At 63.4% G+C, this 22,028-nt stretch carries 25 protein-coding genes; 18 read left to right on the plus strand and 7 right to left on the minus strand.

Annotation, left to right across the window (positions count from 1 at the left end; all coding sequences use genetic code 11):
• Positions 1-162: 162 nt before the first annotated feature.
• The gene (locus tag VKR55_RS27740) at positions 163-900 is read right to left on the minus strand and encodes a uracil-DNA glycosylase (protein ID WP_324408452.1); all 738 of its coding nucleotides are present in this window, start codon (positions 898-900) and stop codon (positions 163-165) included.
• The gene (locus VKR55_RS27745; protein ID WP_324408454.1) at positions 830-1,468 is read right to left on the minus strand and encodes a LabA-like NYN domain-containing protein; all 639 of its coding nucleotides are present in this window, start codon (positions 1,466-1,468) and stop codon (positions 830-832) included. Before VKR55_RS27745 ends, VKR55_RS27740 begins: the two co-directional genes overlap by 71 nt.
• Before the next feature lie 346 nt (positions 1,469-1,814).
• Here VKR55_RS27745 and rpoZ point away from each other — a divergent pair, with 346 nt between their 5' ends.
• From rpoZ to VKR55_RS27820, 15 genes are all read left to right on the plus strand, one after another.
• A complete protein-coding gene (gene rpoZ, locus VKR55_RS27750; RefSeq protein ID WP_324408456.1) occupies positions 1,815-2,207 on the plus strand; it encodes a DNA-directed RNA polymerase subunit omega in 393 nt (130 codons plus the stop codon).
• A gap of 216 nt (positions 2,208-2,423) precedes the next feature.
• The gene (locus VKR55_RS27755) at positions 2,424-4,733 is read left to right on the plus strand and encodes a RelA/SpoT family protein (RefSeq protein ID WP_324408458.1); all 2,310 of its coding nucleotides are present in this window, start codon (positions 2,424-2,426) and stop codon (positions 4,731-4,733) included.
• Positions 4,734-4,766: 33 nt separating this feature from the next.
• Positions 4,767-5,528, plus strand: a complete 762-nt coding sequence (locus tag VKR55_RS27760; RefSeq protein ID WP_324408459.1) for a pyridoxine 5'-phosphate synthase — start codon at positions 4,767-4,769, stop codon at positions 5,526-5,528.
• Positions 5,525-5,944 (plus strand): holo-ACP synthase, encoded by a 420-nt coding sequence (gene acpS / locus VKR55_RS27765; RefSeq protein ID WP_324408460.1) that lies wholly within the window; start codon positions 5,525-5,527, stop codon positions 5,942-5,944. Before VKR55_RS27760 ends, acpS begins: the two co-directional genes overlap by 4 nt.
• 278 nt (positions 5,945-6,222) lie before the next feature.
• Complete coding sequence (lepB, locus tag VKR55_RS27770; RefSeq protein WP_324408462.1) at positions 6,223-6,987, plus strand: signal peptidase I; 765 nt, start codon at positions 6,223-6,225, stop codon at positions 6,985-6,987.
• Positions 6,984-7,799, plus strand: coding sequence for a ribonuclease III (gene rnc / locus VKR55_RS27775; RefSeq protein ID WP_324408463.1), 816 nt, complete (start codon positions 6,984-6,986; stop codon positions 7,797-7,799). Before lepB ends, rnc begins: the two co-directional genes overlap by 4 nt.
• Complete coding sequence (gene era, locus VKR55_RS27780) at positions 7,789-8,703, plus strand: GTPase Era (RefSeq protein ID WP_324408465.1); 915 nt, start codon at positions 7,789-7,791, stop codon at positions 8,701-8,703. Before rnc ends, era begins: the two co-directional genes overlap by 11 nt.
• Before the next feature lie 15 nt (positions 8,704-8,718).
• Entirely contained in the window at positions 8,719-9,099 is a 381-nt protein-coding gene (locus VKR55_RS27785; RefSeq protein ID WP_324408467.1) for a hypothetical protein, read from the plus strand.
• Between the two features lie 105 nt (positions 9,100-9,204).
• On the plus strand, positions 9,205-9,963 hold the full coding sequence (gene recO, locus VKR55_RS27790) for a DNA repair protein RecO (protein ID WP_324408469.1): 759 nt from the start codon (positions 9,205-9,207) through the stop codon (positions 9,961-9,963).
• 162 nt (positions 9,964-10,125) lie between these two features.
• Positions 10,126-10,383 carry a hypothetical protein gene (locus VKR55_RS27795; RefSeq protein WP_414642475.1) on the plus strand — a complete coding sequence of 86 codons (258 nt, stop codon included), beginning with the start codon at positions 10,126-10,128 and terminating at the stop codon, positions 10,381-10,383.
• Positions 10,384-10,556: 173 nt separating this feature from the next.
• Positions 10,557-10,733: a hypothetical protein gene (locus VKR55_RS27800; RefSeq protein WP_324408471.1), complete on the plus strand. Its 177-nt coding sequence runs from the start codon at positions 10,557-10,559 to the stop codon at positions 10,731-10,733.
• A gap of 195 nt (positions 10,734-10,928) precedes the next feature.
• Positions 10,929-13,181: a DNA topoisomerase IV subunit A gene (parC, locus tag VKR55_RS27805; RefSeq protein ID WP_324408472.1), complete on the plus strand. Its 2,253-nt coding sequence runs from the start codon at positions 10,929-10,931 to the stop codon at positions 13,179-13,181.
• Positions 13,182-13,268: 87 nt separating this feature from the next.
• Positions 13,269-13,433, plus strand: a complete 165-nt coding sequence (locus tag VKR55_RS27810) for a hypothetical protein (protein WP_475387349.1) — start codon at positions 13,269-13,271, stop codon at positions 13,431-13,433.
• A gap of 82 nt (positions 13,434-13,515) precedes the next feature.
• Positions 13,516-14,496: a CDF family Co(II)/Ni(II) efflux transporter DmeF gene (dmeF, locus tag VKR55_RS27815; RefSeq protein ID WP_324408474.1), complete on the plus strand. Its 981-nt coding sequence runs from the start codon at positions 13,516-13,518 to the stop codon at positions 14,494-14,496.
• Between the two features lie 108 nt (positions 14,497-14,604).
• Positions 14,605-14,802, plus strand: coding sequence for a hypothetical protein (locus VKR55_RS27820; RefSeq protein WP_324408476.1), 198 nt, complete (start codon positions 14,605-14,607; stop codon positions 14,800-14,802).
• A gap of 16 nt (positions 14,803-14,818) precedes the next feature.
• Here VKR55_RS27820 and VKR55_RS27825 read toward each other — a convergent pair whose 3' ends face one another.
• Positions 14,819-15,436: a TMEM175 family protein gene (locus VKR55_RS27825; RefSeq protein WP_324408477.1), complete on the minus strand. Its 618-nt coding sequence runs from the start codon at positions 15,434-15,436 to the stop codon at positions 14,819-14,821.
• 389 nt (positions 15,437-15,825) lie between these two features.
• Between VKR55_RS27825 and VKR55_RS27830 the strand changes: the two genes are divergently transcribed.
• Entirely contained in the window at positions 15,826-16,395 is a 570-nt protein-coding gene (locus tag VKR55_RS27830; protein WP_324408479.1) for a DinB family protein, read from the plus strand.
• Between the two features lie 103 nt (positions 16,396-16,498).
• Positions 16,499-17,395: a DMT family transporter gene (locus VKR55_RS27835; protein WP_414642474.1), complete on the plus strand. Its 897-nt coding sequence runs from the start codon at positions 16,499-16,501 to the stop codon at positions 17,393-17,395.
• A gap of 9 nt (positions 17,396-17,404) precedes the next feature.
• On the opposite strand, the gene VKR55_RS27840 is transcribed toward VKR55_RS27835, so the two are convergent.
• A complete protein-coding gene (locus VKR55_RS27840; RefSeq protein ID WP_324408481.1) occupies positions 17,405-17,596 on the minus strand; it encodes a hypothetical protein in 192 nt (63 codons plus the stop codon).
• Between the two features lie 42 nt (positions 17,597-17,638).
• Positions 17,639-18,805 carry an MFS transporter gene (locus VKR55_RS27845; protein ID WP_324408482.1) on the minus strand — a complete coding sequence of 389 codons (1,167 nt, stop codon included), beginning with the start codon at positions 18,803-18,805 and terminating at the stop codon, positions 17,639-17,641.
• Between the two features lie 122 nt (positions 18,806-18,927).
• Here VKR55_RS27845 and VKR55_RS27850 point away from each other — a divergent pair, with 122 nt between their 5' ends.
• Positions 18,928-20,187 (plus strand): adenylate/guanylate cyclase domain-containing protein, encoded by a 1,260-nt coding sequence (locus tag VKR55_RS27850; protein WP_324408483.1) that lies wholly within the window; start codon positions 18,928-18,930, stop codon positions 20,185-20,187.
• 83 nt (positions 20,188-20,270) lie between these two features.
• Here VKR55_RS27850 and VKR55_RS27855 read toward each other — a convergent pair whose 3' ends face one another.
• Positions 20,271-21,515 (minus strand): MFS transporter, encoded by a 1,245-nt coding sequence (locus tag VKR55_RS27855; RefSeq protein WP_324408486.1) that lies wholly within the window; start codon positions 21,513-21,515, stop codon positions 20,271-20,273.
• Positions 21,516-21,755: 240 nt separating this feature from the next.
• Positions 21,756-22,028: methyltransferase domain-containing protein (locus VKR55_RS27860; protein WP_324408487.1), on the minus strand; the 273-nt coding region annotated here is incomplete at its 5' end.

Genomic DNA, 22,028 nt, shown 5'->3' on the forward strand with positions numbered 1-22,028 from the left:
CTCAAACCGCCTTTCGCTATCCCCACCTTCCCTGAGATCCATCCGGCCCTCCGCCTGCCAAATTATGAATCTCTTCAATTACTTGATTCCTTGGCACCCGTGGACGCGACCGAATGACTCAGTAGGACTAACCCACCCTACGGCTACTCTACAAAGCTCGAGCTAATCCAAATCCGCCTTCACCTTCGCGAACACGGCGCGAAACATCTCCGGCGTCAGCACGCCGGTGTTGGTGTTGTAGCGCGAGCAGTGATAGCTGTCGTAGAGTTTTAGCTGTCCTGCCTGATGCACGGCGCCATGCGCGAATGGCGCTGCCGTGCTGCGCAGCTTCAGCGTCTTCAAGAGCGTCTCATGCGCGATGCGGCCGAGCGCCACGATCGCGCGCAGGCGTGGCATCGCCGTGATGGTCGCGGCCAGGAACGTGCGGCATGTGCCGATCTCGGTGGGCAGCGGCTTGTTCTGTGGCGGCACGCAGCGCACGGCGTTGCTGATCCGGCAGTCGACCAGTTTCAAGCCGTCATCGGGCCGCGCCTCGTAATGGCCACTGGCAAAGCCATAGTCGAGCAGCGTGCCGTAGAGCAGCTCGCCGGCATAATCGCCGGTGAAGGGACGCCCAGTCCGGTTGGCGCCCTGCAACCCCGGGGCGAGCCCGACGATCAGCAGTCTGGCGTCGGCGTCGCCAAAGGACGGGACGGGCGCGTTGAACCATTCAGGTTCCTTCCTGCGCGCCTGCGTGCGAAATTCCGCAAGCCGCGGACAGAGCGGGCAATCGCGATCGGGCTCGGTGGCGGACAGGGCGGCGCCGGATTTGACTGGCGCCGGCTCGTTGCTAATCGTCGAAATCGTCGTCTGCGCCCCGTGGTGCCATCGTGGTCGCGCGCTGCAGGAATTGCGGCGCATGATGACGCTCGCGTGGCTCACGCGGGGCCGGACGTTCGGACGGATCGCGCCCGAGCTTGGATTGCAGCTCGACGAGATCGGTGAACACGTCGGCCTGGCGCCTGAGCTCGTCGGCGATCATCGGCGGCTGGCTCGAGATCGTCGAGATCACGGTGACGCGCACGCCGCGACGCTGCACGGCTTCTACCAGCGAGCGAAAATCGCCGTCGCCGGAGAACAGCACCATCTGGTCGACATGCTCGGCGAGCTCCATCGCGTCGACCGCAAGCTCGATGTCCATATTGCCCTTCACCTTGCGGCGGCCGGAGGCGTCGATGAACTCTTTCGTCGCCTTGGTGACCACGGTGTAACCGTTGTAATCGAGCCAGTCGATCAGGGGACGGATCGAGGAATACTCCTGATCTTCGATAATCGCCGTGTAGTAGAACGCACGGAGCAGCGTTCCGCGGCTCTGGAATTCCTTAAGCAGGCGCTTGTAGTCGATGTCGAAGCCCAGCGTCTTGGCGGTCGCGTAGAGATTCGCACCATCGATGAAGAGCGCAATTTTGTTGGTGGTGGAAGATGACATTCGTTGCTCGCGTTATGTTGGCATCTGCTTTTCTTGGCGCGGCGGCAGTGGCTCGCGCATTTCAAATCACTGCCAAAGTGCTGAAGCGGATTGGTCCCGGACAGACGGTACCGCAAATTTGAAGAGATAGGGGCAAAAAAGGTATTTTCTTACAACGCAATGAAGCGTTTTGTTGTCGAGCAGCCTCGTGGCCTCCCGAACCCCATCCAATTGTGTCCCATGGTCGCGGGTTAGCAGAGGCACCTCCTCACGCCAAATCACAAATTTAGCCTTGCGCAAACCTCTATACCCCTATAACTAGCGCCCATAATCATCATTTCCAGCCCTACATTCGGAGTGACAGTCGATGGCACGCGTCACCGTGGAAGATTGCATTGACAAGGTCGACAACCGGTTCGATCTGGTCCTTTTGGCGGCGCACCGCGCCCGGATGATCTCCTCCGGTTCTCAACTTACGATTGATCGGGATAACGACAAAAATCCGGTGGTTTCGCTGCGTGAGATTGCCGAATCCACGATTTCTCCCGAAGATTTGCGAGAGGAACTGGTCCATTCCCTCCAGAAGTTCGTCGAGGTTGACGAGCCTGAGCCCGATACCGTGCCTTTGATCGGCTCGGCCGGCGCCAGCGTCGATGCCGACGACACCGAGATTGCCGTGGAGCGTATGACCGAAGAGGAACTCCTGAAAGGTCTCGAGGGCCTGGCGCCGCCGGAAGAGCAGCCCGAAGAGGACGAATAGCCTTAGGCGCGATTTAATTTACCAAAGGCCCGGACAATCGTCCGGGCCTTTGCTTTCAAAGCCATTTTTGTGGTTACCTGACGCTTCTCGCATTCGCGGTGACTTGGTCCGGACGTTCGCGGCCAAAGCTGCCTTCGAATTTGTCGGAGGACCGCCGGATTGGCGCTACACTCAAGTCTCCCGAGCGAGGTCCCTGAGGCGGAAGGTTGTGATTCGATGGCGGTTCGACGCCGGAGCCCACCCCAGATGCAGGCCGCGGCCGAACCGGTCGCCGTGGCCGGGTCTGCGCCGGCCAATTCCGCTCCAAACAAGTCGGCGAAGTCGCCCCGCTCGCGGATGATGCGACAATATGACCTCGTCGAACGCGTCCGCTCCTATAACCCCGATACCAACGAGGACCTGCTCAACCGCGCCTACGTCTATGCCATGAAGGCGCACGGGTCGCAGACGCGGGCCTCCGGCGATCCCTATTTCTCGCATCCGCTCGAGGTCGCCGCGATCCTGACCGACCTCAAGCTCGACGACGCCACCATCGTCGCAGCCCTGCTGCACGACACCATCGAGGATACCGAGGCGACCAGGGCCGAAATCGATCAGGTTTTCGGACCCGAGATCGGCGCGCTGGTCGAGGGCCTGACCAAGCTGAAACGGCTGGAGCTCGTGTCGCGCGAGGCCAAGCAGGCCGAGAACCTGAGAAAACTGCTGCTCGCCGTCTCCGACGACGTGCGTGTGCTTCTCGTCAAGCTCGCGGATCGGTTGCATAACATGCGGACCCTCGAGTTCGTGCCCGAGGCCTCGCGGCAGCGCATCGCCGAAGAGACGCTCGACATCTATGCGCCGCTGGCCGGCCGCATGGGTATGCAGGAGATGCGCGAGGAGCTGGAGGACCTGTCCTTCCGCACCCTCGATCCCGAAGCCTATGGCGTGGTCAAGCAGCGGCTCGATGCGCTCGCCGAGCGCAACCGCAATCTGATCAGCGAGATCGAAAGTCAGCTCTCGAAGAACCTGCGCAACAACGGGCTGACCGCAGGGGTCTACGGCCGGCGCAAGCGACCATTTTCGATCTGGACCAAGATGGAGCGCAAATCGATCGGCTTCGAGCAATTGTCGGATATCTTCGCATTCCGCCTGATCGTTGCCGACCTCGAATCTTGCTACCGTGCGCTCGGTATCGTGCATACGACCTGGCCGGTGGTGCCGGGCCGCTTCAAGGACTACATCTCGACGCCGAAGCAGAACGACTACCGCTCGATCCACACCACGGTGATCGGACCCGGCCAGCAGCGCGTCGAGCTGCAGATCCGCACCGAGGAGATGCACCAGATCGCCGAGTTCGGCATCGCGGCGCACGCCTTCTACAAGGACAATTTGGGCTCGCCGACCGACATCCTGAATCGCGAGTCCAACGCCTTTGCCTGGCTCCGCCGTACCGTCGGCATCCTCTCCGAGAGCGCCAATCCGGAAGAGTTTCTGGAGCACACCAAGCTCGAGCTGTTCCACGACCAGGTGTTCTGCTTCACCCCGAAGGGAAAGTTGATCGCGCTGCCGCGCCACGCCAACGTGATCGACTTCGCCTATGCGGTGCACACCGACGTCGGCAACAGCGCGGTCGGCTGCAAGATCAACGGCAAGTTCGCGCCGCTATCCTCTGAGTTGCAGAACGGCGACGAGGTCGAGGTCTTGACCTCCGAGGCTCAATCCGCGCCGCCGTCGGCCTGGGAATCGCTTGCGGTCACCGGCAAGGCGCGGGCGGCGATCCGGCGCGCCACCCGCACCGCCGTGCGCGACCAATATGCCGGCCTCGGCCGCCGCATCGTCGAGCGCCTGTTCGAGCGCGCCAAGATCGACTATGCCGACGACAAGCTCAAGGGCGCGTTGCCGCGGCTCGCGCGGGGCTCGATCGATGACGTCATGGCCGCCGTTGGCCGTGGCGAGATGAAGGCCTCCGACGTCGCGCGCGCGATGTATCCCGACTACAAGGAGGAGCGCGCGGCGCGCTATGCCGGCGCCAAGAAGAGCCTGGCGGTCAAGCTGAAGCTCAAATCGCCGCCGCCCGATCCCGCGAGCAGCCCGCACGCCATCCCGATTCGCGGCATCAATCCCGACCTTCCGGTGAAATTCGCGCCGAATGGCGGCGCGGTGCCCGGTGACCGGATCGTCGGCATCGTTACGCCGGGCGAGGGGATCACGATCTACCCGATCCAGTCGCCGGCGCTGAAGGATTTCGAGGAGGAGCCGGAGCGCTGGGTCGACGTGCGCTGGGACGTGGACGAGACAACGCCGCAGCGCTTCCCGGCGCGCATCCTGGTCGACAACGTCAACGAACCCGGCAGCCTCGCCCAGGTCGCGACCGTGATCGCCGAGCACGACGGCAATATCGACAATATCAGCATGTCGCGCCGCTCGCCCGATTTCACCGAACTCACCATCGACCTTGAGGTCTATGACCTGAAACACCTCAGCGCTATTATCGCCCAGTTGCGCGCCAAGGCCGTCGTCGCGAAGGTCGAACGTGTCAATGGGTAACGTCTGCCCGTCCTGAATTCCCGCGAGTTTTCGATGTCAAAACCTCCCCCGCTGCGCCTCGGCGTTAACGTCGACCATGTCGCGACCCTGCGCAATGCCCGCAGCGGGCCGACGCCCGATCCGGTGCGCGCCGCGCTCACAGCGATAGAGGCCGGCGCCGACGGCATCACCGCGCATTTGCGCGAGGACCGTCGTCATATCCGCGACGAGGACATGGCGCGGCTGAAGGCCGAAATTTCCAAACCGCTGAATTTCGAGATGGCGGCGACCGCCGACATGCTGCGGATTTCTCTTGCGACCAAGCCGCATGCGGTGTGCCTAGTGCCGGAGCGGCGCGCCGAGCTGACGACCGAAGGCGGGCTCGATGTGGTCGGCCAGCACAATGCGCTGGCGCCGTTCATTGCCAAATTGAACGACGCCGGAATCCGGGTGTCGTTGTTCATCGCCGCCGATGAGAAGCAGATTGAGATGGCGGCGCGGTTGCGCGCTCCCGTGATCGAGATCCACACCGGCGCCTGGTGCGACGCCGTGGTCGACGGCCACAGGGACAAGGCGGCAGCCGAATGGCAGCGCATCGTGGCCGGGGCCAAATTGGCGCGCTCTGCGGGCCTTGAGGTCCATGCGGGCCATGGCCTCGATTACGCGACCGCCGAGACGATCGCGGGGCTACCCGAGATCGTCGAGCTCAACATCGGCTATTACATGATTGGCGAAGCGATCTTCGTAGGTCTTGCCGAAACCGTCCGCACCATGCGGGCGGCGATGGATCGGGGCAGGGCGCGGGTCATCGCATGATCATCGGCATCGGCAGCGACCTGATCGACATTCGCCGCGTCGCCAAGGTGATCGAGCGCCACGGCGAGCGCTTCCTCGACCGTATCTTCACCGAGACCGAGCGTGCCAAGGCCGAGCGCCGCGCCAAGAACGAGAAGATGGTGGTTGCGACCTATGCCAAGCGCTTCGCCGCCAAGGAGGCCTGTTCGAAGGCGCTTGGCACCGGAATCCGGCGCGGCGTCTGGTGGCGCGACATGGGGGTGGTCAACTTGCCCGGAGGACGCCCGAGCATGTTGCTGACAGGTGGAGCGCTCGCCCGGCTCAAGGCGCTGACACCGGAGGGACTGGAGGCGCGGATCGACCTCACCATCACCGATGACTGGCCGTTGGCGCAGGCCTTTGTAATCATTTCCGCCGTCGCTCCGGCGCAATCCTGACCGACGTCGCGTTCGATCTGGCCTAAAACAAAAAACTTAAGATATATCAATTAGTTGAGAAGTTTTCATGCGGCAGTTTGTTGCGCTGCCGAGAACAAACGTCTAAAAGCGCTTGCAAGTTTGATCCAGCACGAGCGAATTCTGGTTTGCGCCGGAATTGGCTTTCACTATCAGAATAATCAGAACCGATTCACGGGGACCGCGGCGAGGCCGAGTGCTGCCCGCGTGCGGAAGATTGTTTTGCGGCAGGATCGCAGAGGCCTGAAATTGAGAAAGCAATGAGCGTGACATCCCGGGAAAAGATCAACACCTCCTCGGAGGGCTATCGCGTCGTCATCCACGCTCTCTTGATCGCGCTGGTGATCCGGACCTTCCTGTTCCAGCCCTTCAACATCCCCTCGGGCTCGATGAAGGCGACGCTGCTCGTCGGCGATTATCTCTTCGTCTCGAAATATTCCTACGGCTACAGCCCGTACTCGATCCCGCTGACGCCGCCGCTGCCGGGGTTATTCTCGGGCCGCATCTTCGGCTCCGAGCCGAACCGCGGCGATGTCGTCGTATTCCGCCTGCCCAAGGATGTCTCGACCGACTACATCAAGCGCGTGATCGGGTTGCCCGGCGACCACATCCAGATGAAGGACGGGCTGCTCTACATCAACGGCAAGCCGATCGAGCGCGAGCGGCTGAGCGACTACATCGGCGAGGATCCTTGCGGGTCGGAGGCGACAGCGCGGGTGAAGCGCTGGAAGGAGACGCTGCCAAACGGCGTCAGCTATGAGACGCTCGACTGCGTCGACAACGGCTTCTACGACAACACCATCGAATATGTCGTGCCGCCCGGCCATTTCTTCATGATGGGCGACAACCGCGACAACTCCACCGACAGCCGCGTGCAATCGGCGGTCGGCTATGTGCCGCTGCAGAATATCATCGGCCGTGCCCAGATCATCTTCTTCTCCGTTGCCGAAGGCGAGCACGTCTGGGCGGTCTGGCGCTGGCCGTGGACGATACGCTGGAACCGTTTGTTCAAACTCGTGCGATGAACGACGATACCGCCGACATCCGGACCGTCACCGTCGCCGCCGAGGCGGGCGCGGAAGGGCCCGCGCCTGTGCGCAAGAAGGCGCGGAAGAAGCGCGCCAAGGCGACAGCCGGCGCCGCGACGTCGGCGATCGAGACGCGTATCGGGCACAAATTCGCCGACGCGGGCCTCCTGGTGACGGCGATGACGCATGTGTCCGCGCTCAAACCCTCGCGCAAACGCGGCGAGAGCTATCAGCGCCTGGAATTCCTGGGCGATCACGTGCTCGGGCTGATCGTCTCCGACATGCTCTATCGCAGCTTTCCCAACGCCGATGAGGGGGAGCTGTCCAAACGGCTCGCCGATCTCGTGCGCAAGGAGAGCTGCGCCGATGTCGCGAAATCGCTCGGGCTCGCCGACGACATCAAGCTCGGCGCCGTCGGAGCAGGCGCAGGCGCGCGGCTGCGCAAATCCGTGCTGGGCGACATCTGCGAGGCCGTGATCGGCGCGGTGTTCCTTGACGGCGGTTATGCGGCGGCGAAAGAGTTTGTCGAGCGCAACTGGACCGAACGGATGAAGAAGCCGCGGCAGCCGCTGCGCGATCCCAAGACGGTGTTGCAGGAATGGGCGCAGGGCAAGGGCCTGCCGACGCCGGTCTATCGCGAGGTCGAGCGCACCGGACCGCATCACGATCCGCAATTCCGCGTCGCGGTCGATTTGCCGGGGCTGGCGCCTGCCGAAGGCGTCGGCGGCAGCAAGCGTGCGGCGGAGAAGGTTGCGGCGAGCGTGATGATCGAGCGCGAAGGCGTCGCCGGCGGCAGCAATGACGGCTGAGGCGAGGGCTGCAACGCGCTGCGGCTTTGTCGCATTGATCGGCGCGCCCAATGTCGGCAAGTCCACCCTCGTCAATGCGCTGGTCGGCTCCAAGGTCACGATCGTCTCGCGCAAGGTGCAGACCACCCGGGCGCTGATCCGCGGCATCGTCATCGATCACAACGCGCAAATCATCCTGGTCGACACGCCCGGCATCTTCCAGCCCAAGCGCCGGCTCGACCGCGCCATGGTCTCGACCGCCTGGAGTGGCGCTCATGATGCCGACCTCGTCTGCGTGCTGCTCGACGCCAAGGCCGGGTTGGACGAGGAGGCGGACAGCATCCTGACCCGGCTCGCCGGCGTGGATCACGAGAAGATCCTGGTGCTGAACAAGATCGATCTCGTGCCGCGCGAAAAGCTGCTGGCGCTGGCGAAGGCAGCGAACGACCGTCTTCCTTTCGCGAAAACCTTCATGGTCTCGGCGCTGTCCGGCGACGGCGTCGAAGACCTTCGCGCCGCGCTCGGCGAGATGGTGCCAGCGGGACCGTTCCTCTATCCCGAAGACCAGATGTCAGACGCGCCGATGCGTCAGCTTGCGGCCGAAATCACCCGGGAAAAGATCTATCAGAAACTGCACCAGGAATTGCCGTATCAATCCACAGTCGAGACCGATAGCTGGACCGAGCGCAAGGACAATTCGGTCCGCATCGAGCAGACCATCTTTGTCGAGCGCGAAAGCCAGCGTAAGATCGTGCTCGGCAAGGGCGGCGCCACGATCAAGGCGATCGGCGCGGATTCGCGAAAAGAGATCGCTGACATTCTGGGCGTTCCCGTGCATCTGTTCCTGTTCGTGAAAGTGCGCGAGAATTGGGGCGACGATCCCGACCGCTACCGTCAGATGGGTCTGGAGTTCCCCAAGGAATAAGACATAAAACATGCCATGAACCTGCCCAGAAACGTGTTTCTGTTCGAAGTGCTGCTCTACGCGTCCCTGATGCTGGACTCGCTGTCGGTCGCGGTGCAGGACCGCACGCCGACCGCCGACATGAGCGAGCAGGTGATCACGGCCAACACCATTCTGGCGGGCGGCGAGATCCTGCTTCTGCTCTATTTCGTGTGGCTCGCCGCGCGGCAGCGCAAGAACTGGCCGCGCTGGGTGCTGGCGGCCGCGCTGGCGCTCTCGGTGCTCTCGCTGATCATAGTGATCGGCGACAGCGGCCTTGAGCTCGACAGCCTGATCGAGATCGTGTCCTGCGCGCTGACCGCAGCCGGCCTCTACTACTCCTACACTGGCGACGCGCAGGGTTGGTTCAACGCGTGACGCGACGGCGTAGGGCAGGTTAGCGTCAGCGTAACCCGCCGCAACTTGCGGTGAATTGGCGGATTACGCTGCGCTAATCTGCCCTACATGCTGTAATCTGCATCCATGGAATGGACCGACGACGGCATCGTTTTGGGCGTGCGGCGGCATGGCGAAACCTCCGCCATTGCGGAGCTTCTCACGCGCGGGCATGGCCGGCACCTCGGGCTTGTGCGCGGCGGTGTCTCCTCGCGGATGCGCCCGTTGCTGCAGCCCGGCAACGGCGTGCGCGCGGTGTGGCGTGCGCGCCTGGACGAGCATCTCGGCACCTATGCGATCGAGGGCGGCACGCGGCTGCGCGCAGCCGGCCTCTTGGCGTCGCCGCACGCGGTCTATGGCGTGACGCATCTGGCGGCTCTGGCGCGGCTGTTGCCCGAGCGCGATCCGCACGAGGACATCTACGAGATGCTGGAGCGCACACTCGACGACTTTGACGATGCGGGCGGCGCTGCGGTGCACCTGGTGCGCTTTGAGCTCGCGATGCTGAGCGAATTGGGCTTCGGGCTCGATCTGCACAATTGCGCGGCGACCGGCGAGACCACCGACCTCGTCTATGTCTCGCCGAAATCCGGCGGCGCGGTATCGCGCACGGCCGGGGAGCCGTGGCGCGACCGCCTGCTGCGTTTGCCGCCATTCCTGCGTCAAGGCGAAGAGGGCGCCAACGATTGGTCGGACCAGGATTTGCAGGACGGTTTCCAGCTCACCGGGTTGTTCCTGCTGCGCCACGTGCTGGAGCCGCGTGGCCAAGGCCATTCCGACGCGCGCGAAGGCTTTATCAATGCGGTGATCAAGAAGCGCGCGAAGCTGGGTGCCATCTCGTCCTGATCGCATCATTGTAGACAAGAGTTCCGCAGCAATGGAACCATGTGTGTCCGCGCTGCATAGTTGCCGACAGCTCTTTCCGTCATCCAGACGAATTAATTTGCCGAAGTGAGTCGAGTCTGATTCTGTGCTCACGTGATTGTCATTACGGGGGGCACTATGGTGATGCGTGTGGTTGGCGTCGCGGCGTTGGGTCTTGCTCTTTCATCTCCCGCGTCGAACGCTCTGGCGAGCAGTCGGCACGGCATTGTGCATCGGATGTCGTGCAACGTTGTTCGCTACTATGTGGCGAAATATTCGGCATCGACCGCCGAGATGTGGGCGCGCAGCCATGGCGCCACCGACGCGCAGATCGAGGCGGCGCGGCGCTGCCTGAGGGATGAGTCAGCGCAAACAACGCAAACGCGCTGGTTCTCCGAGTAGCAACCACCGGCATTTCGTCCGCTCGCTGCAGAACCGAGATCGGCACCGTGACCGCGGCGCCAGTCGCTGGCCCGCGCGCGACGCTACAAAATCTCCCCACACGCGCCATCTTTTCGAGCGGGCGGACGTGTCAGGCTCCCTCTTGAGTGTAGTTTTGCGTAGGGGACAACGCCATGGACACGGATCTCCGGACCAAGGTGGAGAAATACGAGGCCAAGGCGGCCAAATGCAAAGAGGCGGCACAGCAGGCGACCAACGGCTCCCAGCGGGCCATGTACGAGGTGCTCGCTGGCTACTATGGCGGACTGGCTACTGATTTCAGGCTGGTTGTGGAAAGGCGAAACGGCTAGCCCATAGCCGCGCTGCTCCTCTGTCCGATCACTTCATCGAGCGCTAGCGGGATCGAGGGCCGGCCGAGCAAGGCCGCGGTCTGAAGCCGCCCATGTCGATCACGTCAGATATATTGCAATGGCACTGCATTTCTCGCGGTGAACGGCCCTGATTCGCGGCTTGTCCGATTCGCATGGAGGGGTTAACCCGGTCCCATGGGAAAACCACTGATTCCGCCTGAACCGCCCGAGATTCACGAGGTTCCGCTGCGCGAGGCGCTGGAGGAGCGTTATCTCCAGTACGCGCTCTCGACCATCATGCATCGCGCACTGCCTGACGCACGCGACGGCCTGAAGCCGGTGCACCGGCGCATCCTCTATGGCATGCGCCTGCTCAACCTCAATCCCGGCACCATTCCGAAGAAATCGGCCAAGATCGTCGGCGAAGTGATGGGCTCGTACCATCCGCATGGCGACCAGGCGATCTATGACGCCATGGTGCGTCTGGCGCAGGATTTCAACTCGCGTTATCCGCTGGTCGAGGGCCAGGGCAATTTCGGCAATATCGACGGCGATAACCCTGCCGCGATGCGTTACACCGAGGCGCGGCTGACCGATGTCGCGCGCTTGATGCTGGAGGGCATCGACGAGGACGCGGTCGAGCTCAAGCCCACCTACGACAACAGCGGCAAGGAACCCGCGGTTCTCCCGGGCGGCTTCCCGAACCTGCTCGCCAACGGCGCGCAGGGTATCGCCGTCGGCATGGCGACTTCGATCCCGCCGCACAACGCCGCCGAACTGTGCGACGCCGCGCTGCACCTGATCGACAAGCCCGAAGCCAAGTCGAAATCGCTGCTGAAATGGGTCAAGGGCCCGGACTTCCCGACCGGCGGCATTATCGTCGATTCCAAGGAAGCCATTGCGGAGGCCTATGTCACCGGCCGCGGCGCGTTCCGCACCCGCGCGCGATGGACGCAGGAAGAAGGCGCGCGCGGCACCTGGGTGGTCGTCATCACCGAAATCCCGTGGCTGGTGCAGAAATCGCGGCTGGTCGAGAAGATCGCCGAATTGCTTAACGAGAAGAAGCTCCCACTCGTTGGCGACGTCCGCGATGAATCGGCGGAAGATGTTCGCCTCGTGATCGAGCCGAAGTCGCGCACCGTCGATCCCGAATTGATGATGGAATCGCTGTTCCGGCTGACCGAGCTGGAAAGCCGCGTGCCGTTGAACCTCAACGTGCTGATCAAGGGCAAGGTACCCAAGGTGGTTGGCCTCGCCGAGTGCTTGCGCGAATGGCTCGACCATCTGCGCGATGTGCTGATCCGTCGCACCAACTACCGCAAGACCCAGATCGAACATCGGCTGGAAGTGCTGGGCGGCTATCTGATCGCCTATCTGAACATCGACAAGGTGATCAGGATCATCCGCACCGAGGACGAGCCGAAGCCGGTCCTGATCAAGACCTTCAAGCTCACGGACATCCAGGCCGATTCCATCCTCAACATGCGCCTGCGCAATTTGCGCAAGCTCGAGGAGATGGAGATCAAGACGGAGGACAAGAACCTCCGCGCCGAATTGAAGGGCATCAAGGGCCTGCTCGGGTCGGAAACCGAGCAGTGGGCCAAAGTCGGCGAGCAGGTGAAGAAGGTCCGCGACATGTTCGGACCGAAGACGTCGCTCGGCAAGCGGCGCACCACCTTTGCCGATGCGCCCGAGCACGACCTTGCCGCGATCGAGGAAGCCTTTGTCGAGCGCGAGCCGGTGACCGTCGTGGTCTCCGAAAAGGGCTGGGTGCGCACGATGAAGGGCCAGATGGCCGATCTCTCCGGCCTTGCCTTCAAGACCGACGACAAGCTCGATCAGGCCTTCTTCGCCGAGAGCACCTCGAAGCTGCTGCTGTTCGCCACCAACGGCAAATTCTATTCGCTCGATGTCGCGAAGCTGCCGGGCGGGCGCGGCCATGGCGAGCCGATCCGCATGTTTGTCGACCTCGACCAGGACGCGGCGATCGTCTCGCTGTTCGTCAACAAGGGCGGCCGCAAATTCCTGATCGCGAGCACCGATGGCCAGGGTTTTGTCGTCACCGAGGACGATTGCGTCGGCAACACCCGCAAGGGCAAGCAGGTGATGAATGTGAAGACGCCGGCGGAGGCGAGGGCGATCGCGGTGGTCGCAGGCGACATGGTTGCGGCGATCGGCACCAACCACAAGATGGTGGTGTTCGGCATCGACCAGGTGCCGGAGATGGCGCGCGGGCGCGGCGTGAGGTTGCAGAAATACTTGAAGGCTGAGCTGTCCGACGTCACCACCTTCGATTCCAAGGTGGGGCTCGCCTGGAAGGACGGCGCCGGCCGCGACCAGAGCATGTCCATGAAAGACCTGGCGGACTGGCGCGGCAATCGCGCCGATGCCGGCCGCCTCGCGCATGGCCTGCCGAAGTCGAACAAGTTCGGCAAGCCGGTGGAATAAAATCGGCCGCAAGGATATCTGAGCGCGCCGCACTTCGAGCCCAGCAAGAACCGGCCGATCTATGATCTCCACAATCTCGATCCTCATTTGTGGGTGTACGACAAGACGACCGGCGAAAAGCTGGCAGAAATCGAGTTGCCGTCGAACGCGACCGGCGCGCCGATGACCTACATGGCCGGCGGCAAGCAGCTCATCGTATTTCCGGTTGGCGGCGGCCCAATCCCGGAGGAACTGGTTGCGGTCGGGCTCTGAGACCGCCGCGCGATGTGATAGTATTCGTTTCCAGGCGCGTTATATCGTCGGGAAGATCCTGACCCATTTAGAGGGCCGGCCGATGCACTCCCATTCCCTGAACAACTGGACGCATGATCACGTCTTCCTTGGCGAGAAGCATGCGCAAAATGAGCGCCGCACCTGGTTTGTGGTGGCGCTGACGGTGGTCATGATGGTCGCGGAAATCACGGCCGGCTCGTTCTTCGGCTCGATGGCGCTGCTCGCCGACGGCTGGCACATGGGCACCCATGCCGCCGCGCTCGGCATTGCCGGCGCCGCCTACATGTTCGCGCGCCGTCATACCGGCAATGCGCGCTTTTCCTTCGGCACCGGAAAATTCGGCGATCTTGCCGCCTTCTCCAGCGCGCTGATCCTCGGCATCATCGCGATCCAGATCGCCTATGAGAGCGTGCTCAGGCTGGTTTCGCCGGCGTCGATCGCCTATGCAGAGGCGATTGCGGTGGCCTGTCTCGGGCTTGCCGTCAACCTCGTCAGCGCCTGGTTGTTGCGTGACGACCATGATCACCATCATCATGGCCATGCGCATGATCATGATCACGATCATGACCACCCCCATGACCATCATGATCACAATCATGGCCACGACCGCCATCAGCGCGACAACAATTTTCGCGCGGCTTATGTGCACGTGCTGGCGGATGCCGCAACCTCGGTGCTGGCGATCGCAGCGCTGACGCTCGGGATGTACACGGGATGGGCGAGGGCGGACGCAGCCGTCGGCCTCATTGGCAGCGTCGTGATCGCGAGCTGGGCTTATACACTGATCCGGGATGCCGGGAGCGTGCTGCTCGATGTCAGCGCCGACCAGAGACTGGAACGCGGCATTCGGGCGCGGCTGGAAGCCGGCGAAGACCGCATCACCGATTTGCATGTCTGGCAGGTCGGCCCCGGCCATTGCGCGGCGGTGATCTCGCTCGTCTCGGACGCGCCGCTTGAGCCCGCGACTTACAAGGAACGGCTGCACGGACTGAAGGGCCTGAGCCACGTCACCGTCGAAGTCGAGCGCTGTCCGCATCATTAAAGTTTCATCGGGGCTTCAAAGGTTCACGAGTCGTTCGCAGTCAAGATTTGACGAAATCGCGGGCCCGTGCATTCTCCAATGATGTTCAGGAATTGCCGACTGGCTCGTATGAGCGATGGTCACTACTGCGTCGTCCGCGATCTCGGCCTTGTCAAAGGCGGCAAGGGCATGAAGCACCACGAGGTGATCGTCGACTTCGACCGCCGTGGAATGGTGGCGCTGCTGAAGCGGCTGCTCACGCGGCCGCCCAAATTCGCAGACCAGCCGGTCGACTATCCGCTGCCGCTGCGTGAGTCGTCGCGATAGCGAGCCACGCGCAGCATCACTCCTTGGTGGCAATCTCAGTTTCTGTTCCTTGCGCTACTCCTGGCGGATCGGGTCTCAGATAGACGATCAGGCAACAGATGCAGATCCCGAGCCCGGCCACCGGATATTTCAGCGCCACGATTGCCGCCAGCGCAAACAGGAACAGCGTCGCCATCGAACGGTATCGCATGATCCGGGCCACCTTGCGCGACGCCTCTTCGGTCGGGTCCGTCTCGATCAGCTCCCAGATCAGGCAGATATAGGTCGCGTTGACCAGGAAGAAGACCGTCGCATAGAAGGCAACCGGTTGCGGGGCCAGCCGGCTGACGGCCATCCACGCGGTGGAGAGCGGCAAAAGCGACATTGAGAACAGATGCGCGAAATTGAACCAGAGCAGACGTGGGGTCGCCTCGTCGGCATAACGCAAGAGATAATGATGATTGGTCCAGACGATCGCAATGAACAAATAGCTTACGGCGTAGCTTAGCCAGGTCGGCCAGAGCTGCAGCAGCGCCTTGAAGGTGGGAATCTCCGGCGGTCGCAATTCCAGCACAAGCACAGTGATGAGCACGGCGAATACGCCGTCGGAAAATGTACTCAACCGCTCCGGTGTCGCGCTGCGAAGCACAGCCATTGCAATCCCCTCGGCTTTTGCGATCGGCAAGCTGAGACGAAATGCGGACGTCAGCGCAATTGCTCGACCTTCGCTCCCATGTCGGGATGTCGGCTGACGCGGCAGGTCGCGTTATTGCATTTCAGGGTCCAGAGACCTCGTGATCCCGTCGCGATCGCTTTGCATCCCGTTTGGCGGCTAGCGCCTTACCGGCAGATATCGATACTTGGTCATGTTGCGCTTCCCAAGCTCATGTCCACGCAGCATAGAGGATCTGTTCGATGGCTGCAAAGCTGATGCCTGCTGGCGAGAGAGCAGCCCGCTGGTGCGAAGTCATCATGACCTTCGCTGAGCGCCGCCGCCTTGGCTTTGGATGTGATAGCATAGGGTCTCGCACCGTGAGGACCCGCATGGCCGCCGATCTCGTCCAGACCTATCGCGCTTTCGCCTACAACAATGCCTGGGCCAATCACCGCTTGCTTGCAGCCTGCGCCGGGCTCGAACAGGCGGAACTCGAAACCGAGCGTACCGGCTTCTTTCCAAGCCTGCAGGCGACGCTGAACCACATCTACATCATCGACCTCTTCTACGTTGACGCGCTCGAGGGCGGCTGGCTCGGACCGAAGGCGTGGGCGAATCAGATTCCATATCCGCGCCTCGCCGAGCTGAAGTCCGCGCAGGCGGCGATCGACCGGCGGCTGATTGCCCATTGCGAGGCGCTTACGCCGGAACGCCTCGACACCATCGTGCGGATCAATCGCGACACCGCGGTCCAGACGGAGCGGCGGGACCGCCTCTTGATGCATCTGTTCCAGCACCAGATTCATCACCGCGGCCAGGCGCACGCCATGCTGGCCGGTACCACCATCAAGCCGCCGCAGCTCGACGAGTTCTTCGCGGTTGGCGAGGCGCCGCTGCGGGCGGGTGAATTCGAAGAGCTCGGCTGGACCGAGGCCACCATCTGGGGCGATTCTCCGTAGGCGCATTGATGCGCGATCGATCGAAGCTGCTGCCAGTCTGCTGCCAGTTTGGACGGCGTCGCTGCTGACAGGTTCTGTCCCGGGCGCGGATATGATCGCCGTCATGCAGCAAGGGAATCCCGTGGAGGAGTGGATCGGTGTCGCGATTGCGCTGTTGTCGAGCGGCCTCGGCGGCACGGCTGCCGCGATCACGCGCTATCTCGTCACCGGCGCCGATCCGATCTCGCTGGCGATCCTGCGCTGGGGCATCGGCTTTGCCTGCGTGCTTCCGGCTGCGCTGTTGCTAAAGGTGCGCTGGCCGGCGCGCAGTGACTGGCCGGCGGTCGCGTTTCTCGGCGTCTGTTTCTTCGGGCTGTTCTTCATCCTCTACAACCTCGCGATCTCGTTCACGACCGCGGCCCGCGCCTCGCTTGCGCTGGCGACGTTGCCGCTCTCCACCATGGTGATGGCGGCGCTGCTCGGCTTCGAGACGCTGACGTGGCGCAAAACACTCGGCGTCCTGATTGCCGTGCTTGGCGTGGCTGCCGCGCTCGCGGCGGGGCTGTCGGCCGCGCCGCAAGGCGCCTGGCGCGGCGAGCTGATCATGCTGGCCGCGGTGCTCTGCAATGCCGTCTACACCGTACTGTCGCGCCCGTTGATGCGGCGCTCCAGCGCGCTCGGCTTCCTGACCGTCGGCATGGGGGCGGGCGCTGCCGCGCTGATCGTCATCGGCACCCTCACAGGCAGCATCGCGTCGCTGAAGGGCTTCGCTACACCGCAATGGATCGCCGGCATCTATCTCGGCGTCGGCGGCGGGGCGGCCGCTTTCATTTTCTGGGTGTTGGCGCTGGAGCGGGCGAGCCCCACACGCGTGGCCAACACCATGACCGCCAACCCGATAGCGGCGGCGTTGCTGGCGACCCAGCTTGTCGGCGAGCCGATCACGCCCAATCTGGTGCTCGGGCTGATCGCGGTGTTCGCGGGCATCTGGGTCGCGACCTCCGAGGTCAGGAATCCGTAAGCCCGAGTGCTAACGCTGCTGTGTCGAAAGAGGCGGCGGGTGCGGGCCGGGGGTTCTTTTCGGATTCAGCGTGCCCGCAAGGAACGAGATTCCCCAGACCAGGATCAGCGCGAGCACATAGACCACATAGGCCTGTGGCGGCGTGGTCGCCCATTTCCACAAGCCCCGGAGGCTGCGATCTTGGGTGCTGTTGTCGTTCATGGGATGGTTGTGCGCGAAATCGTTGGCGAAGGGAAGGGCCGCCTAGTTCTCGGACAGTCGAGATCGTACGTTCAGCAGGAACAGCGCCCCCAGCGCCACCAGGCTGAGCGCGGACGAGACGATCAGGACGCCGCCTCCCATCCAGTCGATCAAAAAGCCGAAAATCAGGGGCGCCGGGGCCTGCGCCATGCGGGCCGGCGCGCCCAGGATGCCGAGCCGATAGCCGTAATTCTTCGGGCCGAAGATCGCGAGCGGCAATGTCCCGCGCGCGATCGTGATCACGCCATTGCCCGCGCCATGAAAGATCGCGAACACGGTCGCACCGGCTGTGCCTCCCGTCAGCGCCACGATCAGCGCGCCGAGCGGATGCATCGCGAAGGCAAGGCGCGCCGAGACGATCGGGTGATAGCGGCTCAGGAAACTGACCTCGAAAATCCGGGCGAGCACCTGTGCAGGCCCGATCAGCGCGCCGGCCGCGATCGCCTCGACATGCGAAGCGCCCGCCGCTTCCAGGATGCGGGGAAATTGCGCCGCCATCGCCCCCGTCACGATCCAGACCAGCGCGAAGGCCAGTGCCAGCAGCACCATGGTGCGATCGATCGGGATGTGCGGTTTGGCCATGGCCTCCGCCGCCGCGCTTGTCGTTTGCACCGGCGGTAGCATCAAAAGATTGAGCGGCAGGCCGATCACGATATGCGCCGCCGCCCAGGCAAAGCAGGTGTCGCGCCAGCCGATATGCGCCAGTCCGTAGGCTGTGAGCGGCCAGCCCACGGTCGAGGCAAAGCCTGCGATCAGCGTGATGCCGGTGATGGGCCCGCGCGCAGCCTCGCCATAGGCGCGGCCAAGCGCGCCGAAGGCCGCATCGTAGAGGCCGTAGCCCATGCCGATCCCGAGCAGGAGCCACGCGATCATCAGCATGGAAACCGAGTTGGCAAAGCCGAGCAGCGCAAGACCCCCGGCGAGCATCAGGTTGGAGAGCGACAACACCGGTCGGCCGCCGACGCGGTCGATCTGGCGGCCGATACGCGGCCCGAGCAGGCCCGCGATCACAAGCGCGCCGGAGTAGGCGCCAAAGATCCAGTTCGCGGATATTTTGAGATCATGCGCGATCGGATCGGCCAGGATAGCCGGCAGATAGACGCTCGAGGCCCAGGCCAGCGTCTGCGCGGTGCCGAGTGCCAGGATGACGGGGAGGCGGCGCCCGCTCATGTCAGCGACGCCCTTGTGCTTGCTTGTCGCATTTCTGCAGCATTTGCGCGCACGAAACTCTCAACGTCAAGCAGCGAGCCTCGCTGCTTTCGCTTTGCCGCATTGCACGGCATAATGGCCGCATGGAACTCTCCTCCCGCATCGACCTGATGAACTGGCTCGTCGGCCAGGGCCTCACCGGTCTTCCCGAACCCGATCTGATCCGGGGCTTTTCCGAGCGCTGCCGTGCCAGCGGACTTCCGCTCTCGCGCGTCCTTGCTTTCATCGACACGCTGCACCCGATCTATGAGGGGCGGGGATTCCGCTGGAATGACAGGCCCACCAACGAGGGCGATACGTTCGAATACAGGTCATCCGCCGATGGCGATGCGGCCAAGAACTGGCGGCGCTCCGCCTTCCATCACATGCTGGAAAACGGCCACGACGAGCTTCAGCTCGACCTCGCCGACAGTGCCTCGCTCAATTTCTCCATGATCGGCGATCTCGTCGACAAGGGGCATCGGCATTTTCTGGCCTTCATCCATCGCTTCGGCGATGCCGGCACGCTCGGCCAGATGGACTGTTTCTATTCCTACTTCACGACGCGGCGCGAGCGGGCCTTCAGCGAAAGTGAGCTGGAAGCGCTCCGCGACCTGGTGCCGGTGCTTGGGCTTGCGATCAAGTCCGCGCAGCAGATGGATATCGCGCGCACGCTCGGACGCGTCTATCTCGGCCGCGACGCCTCCGAGCAAGTGCTCCGCGGGCGCATCACCCGCGGCGTCACCGAGCGCATCAATGCGGTGCTGTGGTTTTCCGACCTGCGCGGCTCGACGAGGATTTCCGAAAGCATCGGGCCCGACGAAATTATCCCATTCCTTAACGACTATGCCGACGCCTCGATCGAGGCGATCCACGAAGCCGGCGGTGACGTATTGAAGCTGATCGGCGATGGCGTGCTCGCGATCTTCACCGGCGAGGACATGGCGGTAGCGCGTCGTGCCGCGCTTTCGGCCGAGCACAGCTTCCGCCTCAATATCAAGGCGCTCAATGAGCGCCGGACGCAGGATGACCGACCGGTGACCACGGCCTATGTCGGCCTGCATGTCGGGGAGGTCTTTTATGGCAATATCGGCAGCGAGGATCGACTCGATTTCACCGTGGTGGGCCCGGCGGTCAACGAGGTCAGCCGCATCGCCTCGATGTGCAACTCGATCGACCGCGAATTCCTGGCCTCGTCGGAGTTCTCCAAGGGACTCGATGCCGCCGGGCGGCGCTATCTGGTCTCGACCGGCCGTTACGCGCTGCGCGGCATAGGCCGCGCCCAGGACCTCTACACGCTCGATCCCGATATCGCCGCCAATGAAGCGATGACCGGAAGCTATGAGCGCTATTTGAAGAGCTGACCCGGGCACGCTAAGAGCGCGATGGTTTTCACCATCGCGCTTCAGTCTTTTCTCCAGGCACGATCCATCGGACCGATCCCGGTCTAGGCGCTGCAGGCCTCTGCAACCATCTCCGGCTGCCGCGACAGCGCGACAGCGGGCGAGAGCAGGATCACCAGCGCCTGCGCGCCGAAGATCGCGACGGCGAGGTAGAGGCAGGCTTCCGCCCCGTAGAGGCCGCCGACCACAGCGCCCAGCGCCGAGCCGAGCGGGCGCGCGCCGTAGCTCAGGATGTTGATCGCCGAGACCCGGCCGAGCAGGCGCGCCGGCGTCACCGATTGCCGCAGCGTCGTCGTCGAGATCACCCACAGGATCGGGCCGACACCGAGCAGGAAGAAGCTCAGGCCGGCGAGCAGGGGCGTCGGGAAAACCGTGGTGAGCGCCATCACCGCAGCGGCGACGAAGCCGGTGACCGGGCCGAGGCCGATCACGGTGCCGAAGGCGAACCGCTTCAACACTCGCGTCGCGAGCAGCGCGCCGACCACCATGCCGACACCATACATCGCAAGCGTCGTGCCGACGCCGATCGCTGAGACGCCAAACCGGCGCACGGCATACGGGACGAACACCGCGAGCACCAGGAACGAGCCGGTGTTGAAGATGAACTGCGTGATGAACACCGGCCGCAGCAGCGCGTGATGCAAGACGAAGGAAGCGCCTTCCTTGGTGTCCTGCAGCGGATGGCGGCGTGGCGCAGCCTCGCGCGCCGGCTCATAGAGCCCCGACAGCAGGACGACAGCGACAACCGAAAGTGCCGCGGCAAAGCCGAATGCGGGTGCTGCGCCCACCCAGCCGACCAGCACGCCGCCGAGCGCAGGCCCGCTCGCGAACGCAACCGTGCGGGCGAGCTCGATGCGGGCATTGGCGGCCGGGAGTAGCTCAGGTGTCACCAGCGAGGGTACCAGTGCGGGTGCTGCGACGCTGTAGGCCACCGTTCCGCACACGGCGATAAAGCCGAGCAGACAGAGCAGGGGCAAGGTCAGCCCGCCGAATGCAATCAGCACGAGGATCGCTGCCAGCGAGGCCGCGCGCAGCGCTTCGGCGCCCGCCATCAATTTCCGCCGCGAGATGCGGTCGGTGAGAAGACCGGCAGGAATTGCGAACAGGATGAAGGGCAGCGTCAGCGCGGTCTGCAACAGGCCGGTTTCGCCCTCGGCGACACCGAGCATGAGCACGGCAACGATGGGCGCCGCGGCAAGCGCAATCTGTTCGGCGGATTGCGCAGCAAGATTGGACCAGGCCAGCCGGTTGAAGGTCGGCGGCAGATGAGGCAGTTCGGAAACGGACATCGGAAGACTCCCACGTGTTGTTCTCTGCAACATGTGAGGTGAAGACGGGCGATCCCACCCGATTTCCGACAAGGCCTGTCACGCGCCTGAAAGATTTGTGCTCACGAGCACGCGAGGTCGTTCTCGTCTCGGCGTTGGTCCACCCGATTTCCGACAAGACGCCGGACTATCTCAGAGCTTCTTCAGAACGAACGCGATCGCGCATTCCGACAAGGGCGTCTGCGTCTCGAACGCGACCACTCAGCCCTGCAGCGCTGTGAGTCCCCATTCCGGCGGCAGCTTACGGAACGCCAGATGCGTGCCGGGATTGAACGACACCGTCCGGTAGCCGTGACGGGACCATGCCATCGCAAGCGCCTGCTTGGAGAAGATCGAGATGTGGCCGCTTCGCGGGCCGACATACCACCAGGACAGGCCCTGCCGCTCGAAATCGTCCGGCTGCGTCAGCGTTGAATAGAGCACCGCGCCCGGCTCGGCCACATACTCGATGATCCTGGCAACGCCGGCGACGGG

The organism is Bradyrhizobium sp. (assembly GCF_035309285.1).
Lineage (GTDB): Bacteria > Pseudomonadota > Alphaproteobacteria > Rhizobiales > Xanthobacteraceae > Bradyrhizobium.

What these genes read in the sequence shown, in the direction of transcription:
- VKR55_RS27740 (WP_324408452.1), bottom strand. Translation starts at nt 900, where the DNA reads ATGCGCCGCAATTCCTGCAGCGCGCGACCACGATGGCACCACGGGGCG.
- VKR55_RS27745 (WP_324408454.1), bottom strand. Translation starts at nt 1,468, where the DNA reads ATGTCATCTTCCACCACCAACAAAATTGCGCTCTTCATCGATGGTGCG.
- rpoZ (WP_324408456.1), top strand. Translation starts at nt 1,815, where the DNA reads ATGGCACGCGTCACCGTGGAAGATTGCATTGACAAGGTCGACAACCGG.
- VKR55_RS27755 (WP_324408458.1), top strand. Translation starts at nt 2,424, where the DNA reads ATGGCGGTTCGACGCCGGAGCCCACCCCAGATGCAGGCCGCGGCCGAA.
- VKR55_RS27760 (WP_324408459.1), top strand. Translation starts at nt 4,767, where the DNA reads ATGTCAAAACCTCCCCCGCTGCGCCTCGGCGTTAACGTCGACCATGTC.
- acpS (WP_324408460.1), top strand. Translation starts at nt 5,525, where the DNA reads ATGATCATCGGCATCGGCAGCGACCTGATCGACATTCGCCGCGTCGCC.
- lepB (WP_324408462.1), top strand. Translation starts at nt 6,223, where the DNA reads ATGAGCGTGACATCCCGGGAAAAGATCAACACCTCCTCGGAGGGCTAT.
- rnc (WP_324408463.1), top strand. Translation starts at nt 6,984, where the DNA reads ATGAACGACGATACCGCCGACATCCGGACCGTCACCGTCGCCGCCGAG.
- era (WP_324408465.1), top strand. Translation starts at nt 7,789, where the DNA reads ATGACGGCTGAGGCGAGGGCTGCAACGCGCTGCGGCTTTGTCGCATTG.
- VKR55_RS27785 (WP_324408467.1), top strand. Translation starts at nt 8,719, where the DNA reads ATGAACCTGCCCAGAAACGTGTTTCTGTTCGAAGTGCTGCTCTACGCG.
- recO (WP_324408469.1), top strand. Translation starts at nt 9,205, where the DNA reads ATGGAATGGACCGACGACGGCATCGTTTTGGGCGTGCGGCGGCATGGC.
- VKR55_RS27795 (WP_414642475.1), top strand. Translation starts at nt 10,126, where the DNA reads ATGCGTGTGGTTGGCGTCGCGGCGTTGGGTCTTGCTCTTTCATCTCCC.
- VKR55_RS27800 (WP_324408471.1), top strand. Translation starts at nt 10,557, where the DNA reads ATGGACACGGATCTCCGGACCAAGGTGGAGAAATACGAGGCCAAGGCG.
- parC (WP_324408472.1), top strand. Translation starts at nt 10,929, where the DNA reads ATGGGAAAACCACTGATTCCGCCTGAACCGCCCGAGATTCACGAGGTT.
- dmeF (WP_324408474.1), top strand. Translation starts at nt 13,516, where the DNA reads ATGCACTCCCATTCCCTGAACAACTGGACGCATGATCACGTCTTCCTT.
- VKR55_RS27820 (WP_324408476.1), top strand. Translation starts at nt 14,605, where the DNA reads ATGAGCGATGGTCACTACTGCGTCGTCCGCGATCTCGGCCTTGTCAAA.
- VKR55_RS27825 (WP_324408477.1), bottom strand. Translation starts at nt 15,436, where the DNA reads ATGGCTGTGCTTCGCAGCGCGACACCGGAGCGGTTGAGTACATTTTCC.
- VKR55_RS27830 (WP_324408479.1), top strand. Translation starts at nt 15,826, where the DNA reads ATGGCCGCCGATCTCGTCCAGACCTATCGCGCTTTCGCCTACAACAAT.
- VKR55_RS27835 (WP_414642474.1), top strand. Translation starts at nt 16,499, where the DNA reads ATGCAGCAAGGGAATCCCGTGGAGGAGTGGATCGGTGTCGCGATTGCG.
- VKR55_RS27840 (WP_324408481.1), bottom strand. Translation starts at nt 17,596, where the DNA reads ATGAACGACAACAGCACCCAAGATCGCAGCCTCCGGGGCTTGTGGAAA.
- VKR55_RS27845 (WP_324408482.1), bottom strand. Translation starts at nt 18,805, where the DNA reads ATGAGCGGGCGCCGCCTCCCCGTCATCCTGGCACTCGGCACCGCGCAG.
- VKR55_RS27850 (WP_324408483.1), top strand. Translation starts at nt 18,928, where the DNA reads ATGGAACTCTCCTCCCGCATCGACCTGATGAACTGGCTCGTCGGCCAG.
- VKR55_RS27855 (WP_324408486.1), bottom strand. Translation starts at nt 21,515, where the DNA reads ATGTCCGTTTCCGAACTGCCTCATCTGCCGCCGACCTTCAACCGGCTG.